The 15,714-nt window shown below is 52.1% G+C and carries 11 protein-coding genes; 10 read left to right on the forward strand and 1 reads right to left on the reverse strand.

The window, feature by feature from the left end:
* Positions 1–16: 16 nt before the first annotated feature.
* A complete protein-coding gene (locus O3S85_RS00815) occupies positions 17–1,153 on the reverse strand; it encodes a phosphotransferase enzyme family protein (protein ID WP_269537110.1) in 1,137 nt (378 codons plus the stop codon).
* A 70-nt stretch (positions 1,154–1,223) separates the two neighbouring features.
* Here O3S85_RS00815 and O3S85_RS00820 point away from each other — a divergent pair, with 70 nt between their 5' ends.
* From O3S85_RS00820 to O3S85_RS00865, 10 genes are all read left to right on the forward strand, one after another.
* Positions 1,224–2,402 (forward strand): Gfo/Idh/MocA family protein, encoded by a 1,179-nt coding sequence (locus O3S85_RS00820; protein WP_269537111.1) that lies wholly within the window; start codon positions 1,224–1,226, stop codon positions 2,400–2,402.
* 33 nt (positions 2,403–2,435) lie between these two features.
* Positions 2,436–3,452, forward strand: a complete 1,017-nt coding sequence (locus O3S85_RS00825; RefSeq protein ID WP_269537112.1) for a LacI family DNA-binding transcriptional regulator — start codon at positions 2,436–2,438, stop codon at positions 3,450–3,452.
* Between the two features lie 62 nt (positions 3,453–3,514).
* Positions 3,515–4,192 (forward strand): PEP-CTERM sorting domain-containing protein, encoded by a 678-nt coding sequence (locus O3S85_RS00830; RefSeq protein WP_269537113.1) that lies wholly within the window; start codon positions 3,515–3,517, stop codon positions 4,190–4,192.
* Positions 4,193–4,213: 21 nt separating this feature from the next.
* On the forward strand, positions 4,214–4,855 hold the full coding sequence (locus tag O3S85_RS00835; protein WP_269537114.1) for a type II secretion system protein: 642 nt from the start codon (positions 4,214–4,216) through the stop codon (positions 4,853–4,855).
* A 15-nt stretch (positions 4,856–4,870) separates the two neighbouring features.
* A complete protein-coding gene (locus O3S85_RS00840; protein ID WP_269537115.1) occupies positions 4,871–6,256 on the forward strand; it encodes an endo alpha-1,4 polygalactosaminidase in 1,386 nt (461 codons plus the stop codon).
* 12 nt (positions 6,257–6,268) lie between these two features.
* The gene (locus O3S85_RS00845; RefSeq protein WP_269537117.1) at positions 6,269–8,278 is read left to right on the forward strand and encodes a sodium:solute symporter family protein; all 2,010 of its coding nucleotides are present in this window, start codon (positions 6,269–6,271) and stop codon (positions 8,276–8,278) included.
* Between the two features lie 814 nt (positions 8,279–9,092).
* Positions 9,093–12,044 (forward strand): glycoside hydrolase family 5 protein, encoded by a 2,952-nt coding sequence (locus tag O3S85_RS00850; protein WP_269537119.1) that lies wholly within the window; start codon positions 9,093–9,095, stop codon positions 12,042–12,044.
* Between the two features lie 296 nt (positions 12,045–12,340).
* Positions 12,341–13,120 carry a hypothetical protein gene (locus O3S85_RS00855; protein ID WP_269537120.1) on the forward strand — a complete coding sequence of 260 codons (780 nt, stop codon included), beginning with the start codon at positions 12,341–12,343 and terminating at the stop codon, positions 13,118–13,120.
* A 103-nt stretch (positions 13,121–13,223) separates the two neighbouring features.
* The gene (locus tag O3S85_RS00860) at positions 13,224–15,122 is read left to right on the forward strand and encodes a glycosyl hydrolase 115 family protein (protein WP_269537122.1); all 1,899 of its coding nucleotides are present in this window, start codon (positions 13,224–13,226) and stop codon (positions 15,120–15,122) included.
* A gap of 204 nt (positions 15,123–15,326) precedes the next feature.
* A complete protein-coding gene (locus O3S85_RS00865; RefSeq protein ID WP_269537124.1) occupies positions 15,327–15,632 on the forward strand; it encodes a hypothetical protein in 306 nt (101 codons plus the stop codon).
* Positions 15,633–15,714 lie beyond the last annotated feature (82 nt).

The raw sequence follows: 15,714 nt of genomic DNA on the forward strand, positions 1-15,714 counted from the left end.
TGTTGAGGGTCTTTGGTTACGAGTAGTTGAATTCAGATTCGATGAAGGTGCGCTGAATGAGTCGATCGATCTCCGACTGCTGCTGTTCGATCGACTTCACCAAGGCGAATTGCGTGCGCGCGCGGTCCAGGTTGTGCGCCGGGCGCTTGATTTTAAAATAGGTGTCACCCTGCAGGTAATCTGTTAGAAAGCGCATGCCACACTCCAGAGACATGAGTTTGGCGCTTTGGCCCAGGCCTTCCTTTTCATAATCATTGAGAAAGCCAGCGGCCGCACTTAAGTAGCCTTGGAGTAGGGCCTCAAACATGGGCATCTGCATCGAGGCTTTACTGACATCGGTTTCGTCTTCGAGGGCGGAGTTGGTCGCGGTGCGGACCATGTCGCTGAAGTCGTAGAGCACGCTCCCGGGCATTACTGTGTCGAGATCGATCACGCAAACGCCTTCACCAGAGAAGTCGTCGATCATGACATTGTTGAGCTTGGTGTCGTTGTGCGTGACGCGCTCGGGGATATTTCCGGCGGTCATTTGATCGACTACCATGCCGAAGTCATCCTGTCGCGCATGGAGGAAGTCTATTTCGGGTTTAATGTCTTTAGCGCGGTTGTGTTCGTCGCGTTCAAGCGCGGCGCAAAATGCTTCGTAGCGCTTGGGCGTGTGGTGAAAGTCGGGAATGGTTTCGCTGAGGCGCTCACCTTGCAGCGATGCCGCGAGCTTTTGAAATTTCCCAAATGCCGCGGCTGCCGCCTGGGCTTGTTGTGGAGACTCGATCTTGTCGTACGTCCGAGCACGCTCAATGAACAAGTAGGTGCGCCAGTAGTCGCCTTGGTCGTCGATTGCGTAGGGCTTGCCTGTGTGCGCGGGCACGAGCGTCAACCCGCGGCGAAGGCGCTCGGGATTTGCCTCGCGCATCAGGGCCGCCTGATTGTGGTCGGTGACGCGCTGGATGTTCTCCATGAGCGCTTCTGGGTTTTTAAAGATGTTCTTATTGATGCGCTGGTGGATGTAGCGCAGTCGGTGACCGGCCTGATCATACTCGGCGCAGTATGTGTCGTTGATATGGCCGCTGCCATATGGGTGCGACAATACATAGTCGGCGCGCATATTGAACAACTTGGCGATGGCTGAAAGGTCCGTTGATGTTTGGTTACTCATACAATTTTCTTGGTTCCTAGTCTTAGGTATGGGGCAATCCGTATAAGGCTCAAAGGCGATTGGCAAGAAAATGCGTAAGTATTTACACAAAAATCTTGACGATGCTCATTTCGGTTGTTTTTCTATGGACATGAAGATTGGAGTAATTGGCCTGGGCAAACGCCTAAACCACATGGTGAATACTTGCATGCGTGAAGCAGAGCCTGAGCTTTCTGTGGTTGCTGCGATTGACCCCGATGAAGCTGCAGTGCGTGAGGCGCTGCCAGAGAAAGAAGCTAAGGCGGTCAAGTTTGTGCGCTCGGTGGAAGAGCTGGCGGCGGCCGGAGTCGACGCCATCGCGGTAGGAACGCGTTGTAACTTACACGCCAAGTATGCGATGGATGTTGCTGTAACCGGATTGCCCTTGTTCCTGGAGAAGCCCATTGCCACCACTCTTGAAGATGCAATGGCGATGGAGTCTGCATTTCAAGATACGCAAACGAAAGTGGTGGTTAGTTTTCCTCTCCGGGCTTCGCCGCTTTGCGTCCGCGTTAAGCATCTGTTGGATGAGGGTGCCTTGGGTATCCCACAGCATGTGATGGCAGTTAACTACGTGCCATACGGTGATGTTTACTTTAATTCCTGGTATCGTGATTATGGCGTGACAGGAGGATTATTCCTACAGAAAGCGACGCACGACTTCGATTACTTGGCCTATTGTTTGCGAAGCCCGATCGTTCGCGTAGGGGCAATGAAGTCCTGCGGTCGTGTCTACCGTGAAGCGAAATTTGCCGAGGTTGATCCAGATCCAAATTGCGGCTTCTATGAGCAAATTGGAACACCGGAAACCGGGATGAACGAGGACTCCTCCAGTGCTTTGATCGAATTCGAAAATGGTGCTCAGGGGGTGTATACCCAAGTGTTCTATTCCAAGCGCGGAGCTGCGCGCCGCGGGGCAACCTTCTCCGGGCATCAAGGGACCTTGAGCTTTGATTGGTATGCGAACCAGGCCACGCTGATACACCACTTTCAACCGTTTGAAGACAAGATCCAGGTCGACAGCGATTTACACCACCATGGTGGTGATGGTGTCTTGGCTGACAACTTCGTCAAAGTGGTCCGCGGCGAGGCCAGTTCGATCTCCAATGTATGGGCTGGGCTGCAAAGCGTTTATGCTTGTCTGGCGGCGAAGGAAAGCGCGGACAAGGGGGAATTCTGTGAAGTCCGCCAACTTAAGAAAGTAGGCATGGGAGAAGCTAGTTACCACTAGTTTTCTTAAGTCATGCGTAAATACTAACACACAATGGCACTCGATATCGTAGCATTTTCAAAACAAATCGGCGTCTCCACGGCGACGGTTTCCCGCGCATTTTCCGGCCGTGGTCGTATCAGTGAGAAGACGCGTGAGCGCGTATTGGAAGAAGCCCGCGCCCGTGGATTCTCGCCTAATGTGCATGCCAGTCGATTGAATTCGAAGCGCACCAATCAGATCGGGCTTTACTACAGTTTTTCGGAAGATCCAATTTTCGACTATTACAACATGGAGCTCGCGCAGGAGATCGCGAAGGCGGCAGAAAAGCGGGGCCAGGCCGTTCACCTTGAGCTGAGCCGTTCCGGCAAAGGTGAAAATGACCGGTTGCGTCAGTTGACCCGTGGGGGTGGGCTCGACGGGATTATTCTGGTCGTGGATGGTCGGACCAGCGGGTCGCGCTTACTGGAGTCAGTGCAGGGGTGTCCGGTGGTAGTCGTGACGAATCGCGCTTGGGCACCGATTAAAAAAGAGATCGTGGTCGAACTGGATATTTTCAGTGGGATGGCGGAGGCCGTTCGGGACCTTGCCAGCTTGGGGCACCAGCGCATCGGTTTTATTGGCGGCACTGGAATCACCGCAAAGGTAAATGGATTTCGTCGTATTCTGGAGGATTGCAAACTGACAGTTGATCCCAAGCTAATCGTGGAGGGCTCGGTGAGCTTTGCCGATGGGCAAAAGGCGTTTCACCAAGTTGCTTCGCAGCGGCCATCGGCAGTGCTTTGTGCAACGGACGTCTTGGCGATGGGCGCGCTCAATGAGGCAAGCGCGATGGGACTCAATGTGCCAAATGATATTTCAATTGTCGGCATGGATGACTTGGCCTTTACCGCCTACACCACGCCGTCACTCAGCACGGTGGGCATTCCACGCAGCCAAATCGCCAAGACGGCGGTGGATAGCATCCTCTCCCAACTCGATGACGAGGAGAGCGAATCGCCCCGTGCTTCGGCCAAGCACGTCATTGGCAGCTACTATGTGCCACGCGCCTCCGTCGGCGCACCGGCATAGTCGTTTATCCAACTTTTCACGAATACTCAAAACACTCACCAATTCACATCACTATGAAATCTATGAACACAACAAAACTGCTCTGCGGCTTCTTGGGCTCTCTCGCACTGAGCGTATCAGCCCTTGCCGGCACCTACTCCAACATCACCATCGACGGTGATTTCTCTGACTGGGTCGGTGTGCCGATCCTGACTACCGACACGACTGGGGACGGTGACCCGGTTGATTTCATGACGCTGTATGCGGCCAATGATGAAAACAATCTCTACCTGCGCGTTGTCTACAACAATCCGGTGGGAGTCAATGGTAGCAACGCCCAAGTATTTATTGCTTTGGATAACGACAACAATCCCTCAACCGGCTTCGATGTATATGGCCTAGGTTTGGTTGGCTCGGAAGTGGGTTGGCAAAATGACTTCCCGTTTGAGCAGACCACTGGTAATTTCAACACCGGCAATGGCATTACGGATGGGGGTGCGGCAATCGCGCTTTACAACACCACTGTTAGCGAGCAGGAAATTTCGATTAGCCGTTCGGCCACGTTTACCGTTGGCGGTGGGACGATCTTCCCGAATGACACCTTCGCGATCGCCATGTACAGCAATGGCACCACGGTGGATGACTTTATTGGCGCTGGCGTCTACACCTTTGCATCGGTTCCCGAGCCTGGCCACTATGCGATGATCTTTGTCGGCCTGGCAGGTGTGATTACCTTGCTTCGCCGCCGCTTTCGCGCATAGAATCTGCTAAAGTGCTACGATATGGATCGGCGTAAACAATCTGGGTTTACCTTGGTGGAGCTACTCGTTTGTGTGGCGGTAATCGGCATACTATCGAGTATACTCATCGCGGTAATAGGCGCTGTGCGGGGAAAAAGCCAGCTCACGGGCAGCATTTCCAATGTGCGCAACATTGGCGGCGCCACCCAGATGTATGCCCAGGAGCACGCCAACAATATACCGGTGTGGCACAATTATAACACCGGCCAATATTGGTGGCAGCTCCTGCGTCCTTATCTTGACGGAGAAACTAAAGTGTTTCATAGCCCAGCACATGTTCACTTTAACGATACGGATGACACCACTCTGGCTCAGACGATTTCCTACGGTTGGAATTACGTGGTGATGGGGCGGCACATGGGCGATACCTCGCGCGAAGGCGACCATGTGCTGTCACAGTTCATTTTTTCAGATCCTGCCAAGACGTTGGTGCTCACCGACGGGCCTGCGATGGACTGCTGGGGCTACATTGCGCCAGACCATCCGGCAGACCCAAATCGCTATGGCGATAATCAAGTGGTCTCGCTGTTTCTCGACGGGCATGTGGACACCTTGGACTATGCTGAAGTCACCACGGAAGAGCCTTACTTTGTGCCGGTTCGAGCAATGCCGGCATCCAATTAATTTACCCCGATAGCCATGCGCCAATTGATTACTTTCGCAGCCTTTGGGGTTGCGTGCCTGAGTCATGCCTCTGATGTGCGAGACCGCTTTGAACGGATCAATTCCTATGCCTGCTATTATGGCCCGGGTATGGTTGAGGAGCTCGTGTCGCGGGACGCCGTAATTATCGAAACGAAGAAACAAAGCCCGCTCGCCATAGCGCAGATGCAAGATGGCGGCGCGATTGTCATTGGCTATATCAGTATTGGCGAGGACGACGTATTACGGGTGGGCGATGGGCAAGGCCCAGGAGGGATGGACTCCGGATACTTTGACCGTGACGCCAATGGCGAGCCGGACAAAAATAAAATTTGGAACTCCTACTACGCGGATGCGCGTCAACCAGCTTGGCGGAAGTATTTCCTGGAACGCACTGCCGCCATGCGCGATGAGTATGGGGTCGACGGATTCTTCCTCGATACGGTCGACACCAGCGAGCTCTACCCTGAATCCAAAGACGCGATGATCTCGCTCATTCAGGAGCTGCGCGCTCAGCAGCCGGATAGCGTCATTGTGATCAACCGCGGCTTTCACACGATTCCTGCGCTTTCAGAGACGATCGATGGCGTCATGTTCGAAAGCGGCACGGCAAGCTATGATTTCGCCGCCAAGGAGTACATGCTCCTGAAGCCATCGGCCTGGGACTACGGTTTGGCGCTGTGGCGCGATGTGCTCAAGCCCGCCATGGATGAGCATGGGTTGGTGGTGCTAGCGTTGGACTACGCGGCATCCGCCAAGCATGAAAACACCCGTATTGCCATGGACCGCGCGACGACTTTTGGCTACGTGCCTGAGGTGTCGACTATCTACCTCGATGCGATTTATGATATCGACTACACACCCTCGCCAGATGAGCGGTTTCTCGAACTACAGAATACGCCAGAGCGCATGACCTATCAACTGCCGGAGCCGGTGAATGGTTTTCCGGAGGGAACCAGGGTCGCGCCTAGTTCGATCTATCCAGACTATGATGTAACGCCCGTTGTGGACGGTATTGCCGACCGGCAACAACTGGACTGGCGTCGCCGCGCTTGGGCCTCTTGGGAGAAGGATGGCGAGCATTTTCTGGAGTTTCAATTTCCACAGCCTGTCGCCGCCGAAGGGCTTACCGTGAATTGGGCTTTCGATAACGGCGTCCACCATCAGGCGCGTGAGTTTCGTGTCGAAGTTATACCCGCAGATCAGGCCGATGGCTGGGTGCCGGTTGCATCGGTTGGGGACAATCAACAGCCGAGCAACGACCTCAAATTCGATCCGGTGGACATCGTGGCTATACGCCTAGTGCAAGAAGATGGCATGGGTTCGCTGGCCCGTCCGGATCTCATGTGGGTGGAGCAGGTTACCCTGAAGTCGCGCAAATAAGGATTATATTTTATGAGCATTATCGACTGGGGAATCGTCACGGTATTCCTCCTGGCTCTCATGGGTTTGGTGCTTTACTCGCGTCGCTACATGCGCGGGGTGGCGGACTACCTCGTGGCGAATCGCTGCGCCGGTCGTTACCTGCTGACGCTTTCAGAAGGGATTGCCGGGCTCGGCGCGATCACGATTGTCGGTGCCTTTGAAATCACCTACCAGGCGGGCTTCGTGCCGATTTGGTGGAGCTATTTTCTCTCGCCGCTTGGCTTGATCATTGCGCTTTCGGGTTTCGTCATTTACCGCTTTCGTCAGACGCGATCCATGACAATGCCGCAGTTTATCGAGATGCGCTACAGCCGCCGCTTTCGTGTCTTTTGCGGCTTGCTGGCCTTTCTGTCCGGCCTGATTAACTATGGCGTTTTCCCGGCGATTACCGCGCGGTTTTTTATCCACTTCTGCCAGTTGCCGGATGTGGTCATGCTGTTCGGGACACCGGTTGCGGTTTTCCCCGTGGTCATGGCAATTGAGTTGCTGATCGCGTTGCTCTTTGTTTTTCTTGGCGGGCAGATTACGGTGCTGTTGACGGATTTTGCGCAGTCAATGTTCAGCCTAATCGCGTTCATGGTAATCCTCTTTTGTCTGCTATGGATGTTTGACTGGGGCGACATCATTACCGGTCTTCAGATGCGGCCAGCCGGCCAGTCCATGATCAATCCTTTCGAAGCTGACGGCATGGCGGATTTCAATATCGGCTACTACCTGATTGGCGTGTTCATGGTTGTTTACACCACGCGCGCATGGCAGGGCAGCAGCGCCTACAATGCCTCCGCGCGCTCACCCCATGAGGCGCGGATGGCGGGCATCTTGGGAAACTGGCGGGCCATGGCGCAAGGGATGGCCATGCTGCTGATGCCCCTGTGTGTGTTTGCCGTGTTGCACAATCCGATCTTCAGCGAACAGGCTGCGGAAATTACCCGGGATCTTAGCCAATTCAGCGAACCGGCTATTCGCCATCAAATGACGGTGCCGGTTGGTTTGCAGCACATTTTGCCGATTGGCGTAACGGGTTTACTGGCGGCGGTGATTGTGGCAGCGGCCGTGAGCACGGATAATACTTACCTTCACTCTTGGAGTAGTATCTTTATTCAGGATGTAATTTTACCCTTTCGGAAAAAGCCACTCAGCATGAAACAGCATATCCTGCTGCTGCGGTGTGGGTTGCTGGGCGTGGCGTTTTTTGCGTGGTGCTTTAGTATGATCTTTCCTCTGCGAGATTATATCTACATGTTTTTCGATATCACGGGGGCAATCTTTCTGGGCGGCGCGGGCTCGGTCATTATTGGCGGACTATACTGGAAGCGTGGCACGACTGCGGGTGCTTGGGCGGCCATGATCATTGGCGCATCGTTCTCTGCTGGCGGGCTGATGCTTCAGTCTTACTGGTCGGAGATTGCGCCGGTTTTGCTTAAGTGGTTTCCTGATAACTTTGTATTGCAAAGTATTGCTGATGATTTCCCTTTCAATGGGCGCCAGATGATGTTCTTCGCGATGTTGTGCGCGATCGTAGGCTATGTGGCATTCTCACTCCTTCAAAACCACGCCCATAACATGGATAAGCTTTTGCACCGCGGCGAATACCGGCGCGCAGATGATCCGTCGGTGGAGAAGCCACTGAAGTCCTGGCGCAGCCTGGGCATGGGGCCGGAATTTACCAAGTGGGACATGGTCATTTACATTGGCACCATTCTGTGGGTGATAGGCTGGTGGTGCGTCTTCCTGATCGGCAGCGCCATTAATCTCGCGGTCGGGGTCAGTGAGGAAACCTGGATTGCGTTCTGGAAAGTGAACCTCTGGATATCCGTCATCCTGGGCATCTTTACCACGGCGTGGTTTATCTACGGAGGAGTTGGTGACGTGCGCCGTATGTTTGTTGACTTAAATCAAGCGACGCTGGATGCGGCTGATGATGGTGTAGTCATAGACGGCATGAATGCCGACGATTTGCATCAGCGCGATGATGTATGAGAGGCTGATTGCCAGAGAGATCCTGGTTTGGCATCCAATGTCTTAAAATAGAGATAACATAAAATTGCTTGCAATGGATGATCGTTCATCCGATCTCATGGATGCAATGATTACGCCTTCCTTACGTCCGATTCAAACTGATTCGAATGGAAGCAAACGTATTGTTGGCGCAGCTGCTGGCGTTGTTCTCGGATCTGTGGCTGCGATATCTTTACTGTAGAGGCTTGGTCAGAATTTTATGTGGCAACCTGCTATGTGATATTATTTATTCATATGGGAATTCGTTGGGTGGTCTTCTGTGGTATGACATAGCATACAACTGACGAGTGGTTTGAACAACAAGTTCGAGAGATTTCAGGCTTTTGATAGACCGATTCAAGGTTTGGGCGCAGAGGTACCTCATACAAGATCGTGGCAGCAATTTTACCAGAGCATTCTTTTGGCGAAGTTGCAGAGCTTCGCTGGTAGTGGCTACACAGGCTGTTAGCGAAGCTTTTGTATGTCTGGTGGAATACTCCTTATTGTGGTGATGTATCGCCAGTTGGTTAATTTTCTAGGGCTCATCAGCACAGCGGATATCTAGGGGGCGCATTTAATATAAGTTTTAACCTATGAGGCTAAAGTCTTTGAGGATGCATTTATAAGAGTAGAAGCGTAATGTATTAATCGTCTTTATATCCGTCCAAGTAAATTCAACTTACGCCTGTTTTACCGTCACTTTGTAATCATCGGTTTTTCAGCATTAACAAAGCATTTTCTACTTTTAGGTTCCACTTAGGAGCCTCTACCTCAACCCCAACCCTAGGATTATATCATGTTTAAGCGTCTATCCGCGCTCGGCGCGCTTGTTTTGCTGCCTCTGTCTGGCACGGCTGAGCAAACGCAGATGTTCGGCGTTAATCTCTCCGGAGCGGAAGATACCAGCGCCTTCCCTGGCTCCGAAGGTACGAATTACATTTACCCCAAGGAGTCTGAATTGGATTATTTTCACAGTAAGGGGCTTCGGCTTATCCGTTTACCGTTCCGCTGGGAACGCGTCCAGCCCAGCCTTTTCGGCTCACTCAACTCAACCGAGCTCGGTTATATCGATGCATTTCTCGACGCTGCTGCGGCGCGAGACATGATGGTTATTCTCGATATGCACAACTATGCTGGGCGCTGGGTGCCTGGTGAGGACAGCAACCCCAATAAGTCGGGCGAACAGGGTTTCAAGCTTGGTACGACCGAGCTGCCGGTTAGCGCTTTTGGCGACGTCTGGGAAAAGTTGGCAGCCTACTATAAAGACCGTGATAACATTTGGGCCTATGGATTGATGAACGAGCCCAACGGCGTCTCCACTACTGTATGGCTGAACGCGTGCCAGGACGCGGTGGACGGCATTCGTAATGAGGACATGAATAATTACGTCCTGCTGCCGGGCACGTATTACAGCAACGCTCACCGTTGGGATAACCACGGCGAATATTTGATCAATGTCGTTGACCCGGCGGACAAGCGCATCTTCGAGGCGCACTCCTATTGGGATAACAATAGCTCTGGACAATACACACAAAGCTACGCGGGCGGGGGCCACTCAGCCAGCGACGGTGTGAACGACCTCACGGACTTTGTTGACTGGTGCAACGCTAACAACGTTCAAGGTTTTATTGGTGAGTTTGGTGTCCCGTGGAACGATTCAAACTGGGCTCCGATGCTGGAAAATGCGCTCGACTATATGGCGGCTAACGGCATTAGCGCAACTTACTGGGCAGGCGGTCCGTGGTGGTCTAATGATTACCCGCTCGACCTTGAACTGGATGAGCGAAACAACGCGCCCCGCTACCCATTGGCGATTCTTCAGCAATACGCTAGCGGCCCGATTGTCAATTATGCGCCCGACTTTACGCTCTACCATGACTCTATTACTGGCGGCATGACGGGTGTTTCCTACGCTTACAAGTATGCCGGTTCCGGCGCTACAGTGAATGTCAACGAACAGTCTTCTGACACTGATTACACCGGAAGCCGCTCGTTTAAAATAAACTATAGCATCCCATCTGGCTCTACGGGCAATGCGGGCATGCATATCGACGACGGCATCTATCTAGAGGACAACTTTGCCGCGCCCGACCAAGTGCTCTCTTTTTACGTCAAGGGCGATAGCGGCGCAACGCTGAGCCTGAAGGTCCGCAATGCCGATGGATACCACGGTGCGACGGTCAACATTAGTAACTACGGACCGGCGCTAAGCAGTGACTGGGCGCGTTATGAAATTCCGCTTCAGGACTTGATCGGTGGCAATATGACCGGGGAGGGCTTTATGGACCGCATACAATTCGAGCCTGGCCCGCACGACGGATCGTCGCGCAACATTTACATAGATCTGGTTCGCGTCCAAGGGCCGACTTACATCCCCGGGGCGATGGAAACCACATTGCTTGCCGATGATTTCAATGATGGCGACGCCGATGGTTGGTCATTCGTTGGTGGCAGTTGGAGTGTCGTTTCAAACGAACTCAAGCAAAACGGTAACAACCCGGACACCATGGCTTGGTTCAATACACCCGAAGCGCTCGGCTGGCACAATTACACGATCAATGCCGACCTTCGATCAACTGACAACGATGAGATCGGTTTTGCTTTCTGTGTGCAGGACTCGATGAACTACTACCTGCTGACCATCAGTAAGCAGTTCGGTCTGTATTATCTGGACGCTGTGGTGGATGGTTCAGTGAACTCGCTCACAACCGCTTCGGGCTCCTACACGACTGGCAGTAGTTTTAATCTAGAAGTGCGTGTTGAAGATGGCGTGATTACCGTCGATCGCGATGGCTCGACTGTATTTACGTACTCCGACACGACCTTTACGCAGGGGGGCGTTGGCATGTATGCCCATAATTGTGACGACGCGTTTTTCGACAATGTGGTGGTTAACGGTTACAGCGGCGAGGCCTTTGACATGCGCGGGCTTGGCGATGTAAATTACGGCATTGCTTGCCAAGACGGCGCCACTGGTACGGGTTATATCATGTGGAGCGAAGAAAACGTCTACGACCGCTTTGATCCAGATCCCTACAGCGACAACAGCTCGAATCTGATTGCGGTTATCTGGGATGGCTCGCAGTGGAGGTATGATAGTAACAGCGCTTATGTCGTCTTCACGCCTGAGGATTCCGATGTGCTGCTGGCCGAGGTCGATTTCTCTAATGATACGATCACTTCGCTGGAGGGCACGGACGACAAATTCCAAGGAATGACGCGTGGTTTCGAGTCGGGCAATCTAACCTTTCGGGCCGATCGTTGGCACGGTACATCAAACGACGGCGAATTTACCGTTAGCGGCAGCTTCTTTCGAATCAATGGTGCGTCTACTGCAGGGGAAACGGTTTCACTTGGCGACGTCAATTACGGCGTTGCCGTGCAAGACTCTGCCACCGGCACAGGCTTCATTATGTGGAGCCAGCAAAACGTATACAGCCGCTTTAATCCCGACCCTTACGAAAACAATAGCTCCAACCTGATCGCCGTCGTTTGGAACGGTTCGCAGTGGCAATACGACGACAACTTTGGCCTCAATGTCTTCACGCCGCAATCGACCGATGTGCTCATCGCTGAGGTTGATTTCACTAACGACACCATTACTTCACTGGAAGGAATCAATGATGTTTATCAGGGCATCGACAGAGGCTTTGCCTCTGGTGACTTGACGTTCTCGGCAGACGTATGGAAAGGCGGCTCCAATGATGGCGAATTTACGATTGGTGGAACTAGTTTCACCAAGAACTAACCAAATCGCGGTTATAAGCCAATAGATCAAATTTCATTGAGCATAGGGGTAAATGATAGACCGGACCGGAAGTTTGCAAGGGGTATAGAAGATTTCCGGTCCGGTTTCCTCTGGGGGCGCGTTTGATTAAAGTTTTCGCCCAAGAGGAATAAGTGTTTTAGCGTGAGAATACTCTTAATTCGCCTAGGCTGTAGAATAGTAGCAGCAGTTCATCCCTTATTCGCCCTTGAGCAATAGATCATTTACAGATATAATACCCTTCAAAATGAAAATTTCACCTCAAACCACAATTCGTTATGGACGACAATAAAACTAGTATATCCACTCCTATCTTAGCCGCCACATCTTTACTTTTTCTGGTGAGCCAGACTGCTTCCGCGCAGACGCTTATTTCCCAGGATTTTGATGGTGGCAGCACCACGCTAAACGGCACCACCCCCACATTTGTTGACGGCAGCCTTAGTGGCACGACTTGGGAAGCGCCATCTTCGGGCTACAGTTTGGATGGCGTTATTTCTACCAGCAACACGAAGGCGGTGCTTAATATCGGAAGCTTTATTAATGACCAGAAGGGCAATCCCGACGCTATTTTCCAGGTTTCGGCTACCGTTGACCCTACGGCGGGTGGTGGTAACTGGATCGCAGTGGGCATTTACGGCAGCACCTACAAAATTAATGAAAGCGGAGTCGCTTCGTCTGCTGGTGTTACGCTTTATCGGGATAACGGCGAAGCAGATGGCTACACAGCTACGCAAAGCGGTGGAACTATTGTTCGTGATAATATTGCGACTGGTCTCAGTGGCGCTCAAACTTACGGCGTTACTCTCGACCTTACTGAGTGGGATGGAGCCACAAACTTTGGCACGATCACTTTCAATATTGCTGGCAACAGCAGCACACCCTATGCTTTTTCTGGTGATGTTTCTTTCGCCGCCATCGGCTTAGGGACGCCTAGCACTGGCACTGGCAACATTACTAGTTTCGAATTTTCGCAAATTCCCGAACCGCATACCTATTCGTTGATGGTTGGGCTGATGGCTCTCGGCGCATTAGTCATCTATCGTCGTAAGCGATAATTCCAAATTATTTCATACGCACATGCGAGATTGCATGAGAGAGTTTTACTTTCGGTGATCCCGCTAAACGCCCGGCGTATGTCCCGGGCGTTTTTCATGAATTATGTTCGTTTTAACAGCTGCTTCTTGTTCCATTCAACTTGATCAGAGTAGCGTGGCGGTAGGCCACGCAGTTCAAGATTTGGCGCGTGATCTTAAAAAGGTATTCGGCGTCACGCCTCGATTTGTTGATTCTGGTGAGGGATGTATCCATATTAGTCGAGACGAGACACTCTCGGCCGAAACTTGGCGTATTGGCTGTGGTGAACGCATCCACATTGCTGGTGGAAACGAGTTGGGTATTATTTACGGCATTTACGCATTCACCCATCGCTATCTGGGTGTAGACCCCCTTTGGTTCTGGAAGGACGCCGAGCCTGAACCGCAATCGGAGATTGAAATACCTTTCGGTGAAATAGGCTCGGACCCGCCCGTATTTGGCTGGAGAGGGTGGTTCATCAATGACGAAGATTTGCTAGGTCGATGGCAAGATAGTGGTAAAACACGCTTTACGAAATGGCCAAAAAGAGAAGAAACGCTGACCGCTGATGACGATGAGTTTTACGAAAAACGTCTGCTCAAATATTACTCGCCGATAATTGCGCCAGAGGTCATGGAAGCGGTATTCGAGGCGTTGCTTCGTCTGGGGGGCAACTTAATTATTCCGGCTTCGTTCATTGATATTATGAATCCGGATGAGGCTGCTATCATTGAGGCAGCAGTCTCGCGTGGGCTCTATGTGTCGCAGCATCATGTCGAGCCACTAGGTGTGTCGCATTTCGCTTACGAGACCTGGTGGTCCGGTCAGAACAAGGTACCTGAGTTCAGCTATCGGGAAGATCCTGAAGCCATGCGTGCTTGCTGGCGCGCCTACGCTCAAGAGTGGTCACGAGTAGGCGGTGATCACGTGCTTTGGCAGGTCGGATTACGGGGAAGGGGAGATCGCCCTCTTTGGGCGCATGACCCTGAGGCGAAAGCCAGTGCCGGTAAGTTCATTTCTGGCGCACTCCGTGACCAAATGGAAATTGTAAAAGAGATTGATGCGCGTCCAAATCCGCCTGCGACCATGACGCTATGGCTGGAAGGCGCAGAGCTAATCGAATCTGGCGTTTTGTTCGTGCCGGAAAACGTCATCGTCGTCTTCGCTGATCACGATTTGACGCAAGAGATGCGCAATGATTTTCATACGTTGCCGCGCGAACCTGAGCGTGGATACGGCGTTTATTATCACATTGCAGTGTGGTGCTTTGGTCCGCATTTAGTGCAGGGGGTGCCCCCGGAAAAGATCGCCACTACAGCCGAACAGGTTGCCGATAAAGGAGACACGGCTTATGCAATTCTCAATGTCGCTAACTTGCGGGAACATAGTCTTGGCGCTCAAGTCTGGAGCGAACAAGTTTGGCGTCCGGGAGACTTTGAAGCGGAGGCCTTTCTGAGACGCTGGGCACCGCAAGGTACTGCACATCTCTATTTAGATTTCTTTGAGGCTATGCCTGAACTGCGCTCTGGTTGGCGTCTTTACGACGGCTGTGTCCGTACCTTCATCAATAAAATAGTACGCTCAGCAGTCAGTGGCGAACCGCTTCCAGAGGTTGTCAGCGAATACACCGTCAAGCAGCCAACTGATCTTAAAGCTAAGCTAAACGAAGCGATCCACCAATTCGATATGCTTTTGCCTTTGGTGCAAGCCGCGGCGCTTCATAATCCAAATAGAGCATCTTTCTTGCGAGCGAACTTGGTTACGCAAGCATCAATCATGCGAGGCTTATATCGCGCTTTACTTGCGTTGCTTGATGATGAGCCGGATTTTTCCGCGGCCGCCAGTTCGCTCCGTGAAGCCATGAGTGTGCTGGCTAGTTCTGAGCAAGGGCGTTGGAGAAACTGGTATCTCGGTGACACGAAAGTTGGACTGCATGCGCTAGCAGAATCGCTGGAAAGTGCATATATTCTCACTGCGCGCTGAGTGCGCAGGGGGTGTTCGTGATTCAGAAAGTTTCATTTTGCGTCGGTTTTCTGGATGAAATGACATCAGCCAGAGGACTCAAGGCACCATTACCAATCAGGAATTGGCCAGGCAACTAATTGCGCAGGCTAGCTTTTGCCATTAAACGTAGCAAGGGGCACTATTTAATCAGTCTCAAATCTTCACGCCTTAGCAGTATTCATTATGATAAATTTTGTAGATTCTACGCACGGTGTTGCGGCCCGATCCGCTGAGTTTGAGGAACGCGATATTCGACTGATGGATGACGCAGGCATTGTCTGGATCTGGTATGGAGACTTCAATTTTGACCCGGTGGCTTTTGCTAAAGGTCGCTTCCTGCCTGAAGCCGTTCATACGACCTTTAAGCGATTGCATGAACTGCATGCCTGGGTCTTGAATTTTATTGCCACTAAGCCAGGCCCCCGGGAAATGGCTCAGACGGATCTAGTGCCGGGGAGTGACGGAAATTTCCAGGCAAGACGAACATAGGGAATAGATGCAGGCAGATTATATTCTAGAATCTATTACCGTTATCTTGAGCAAGCCATATGTTCAGGATGCTATTTATTGC

The organism is Cerasicoccus sp. TK19100 (assembly GCF_027257155.1).
Classification (GTDB): domain Bacteria; phylum Verrucomicrobiota; class Verrucomicrobiia; order Opitutales; family Cerasicoccaceae; genus Cerasicoccus; species Cerasicoccus fimbriatus.

Excerpts from the sequence above, each read along its gene's own strand:
- O3S85_RS00850 (WP_269537119.1), top strand. The coding sequence starts at position 9,093 with ATGTTTAAGCGTCTATCCGCGCTCGGCGCGCTTGTTTTGCTGCCTCTG.
- O3S85_RS00830 (WP_269537113.1), top strand. The coding sequence starts at position 3,515 with ATGAACACAACAAAACTGCTCTGCGGCTTCTTGGGCTCTCTCGCACTG.
- O3S85_RS00865 (WP_269537124.1), top strand. The coding sequence starts at position 15,327 with ATGATAAATTTTGTAGATTCTACGCACGGTGTTGCGGCCCGATCCGCT.
- O3S85_RS00825 (WP_269537112.1), top strand. The coding sequence starts at position 2,436 with ATGGCACTCGATATCGTAGCATTTTCAAAACAAATCGGCGTCTCCACG.
- O3S85_RS00820 (WP_269537111.1), top strand. The coding sequence starts at position 1,224 with ATGCGTAAGTATTTACACAAAAATCTTGACGATGCTCATTTCGGTTGT.
- O3S85_RS00840 (WP_269537115.1), top strand. The coding sequence starts at position 4,871 with ATGCGCCAATTGATTACTTTCGCAGCCTTTGGGGTTGCGTGCCTGAGT.
- O3S85_RS00845 (WP_269537117.1), top strand. The coding sequence starts at position 6,269 with ATGAGCATTATCGACTGGGGAATCGTCACGGTATTCCTCCTGGCTCTC.
- O3S85_RS00855 (WP_269537120.1), top strand. The coding sequence starts at position 12,341 with ATGGACGACAATAAAACTAGTATATCCACTCCTATCTTAGCCGCCACA.
- O3S85_RS00860 (WP_269537122.1), top strand. The coding sequence starts at position 13,224 with ATGTTCGTTTTAACAGCTGCTTCTTGTTCCATTCAACTTGATCAGAGT.
- O3S85_RS00815 (WP_269537110.1), bottom strand. The coding sequence starts at position 1,153 with ATGAGTAACCAAACATCAACGGACCTTTCAGCCATCGCCAAGTTGTTC.
- O3S85_RS00835 (WP_269537114.1), top strand. The coding sequence starts at position 4,214 with ATGGATCGGCGTAAACAATCTGGGTTTACCTTGGTGGAGCTACTCGTT.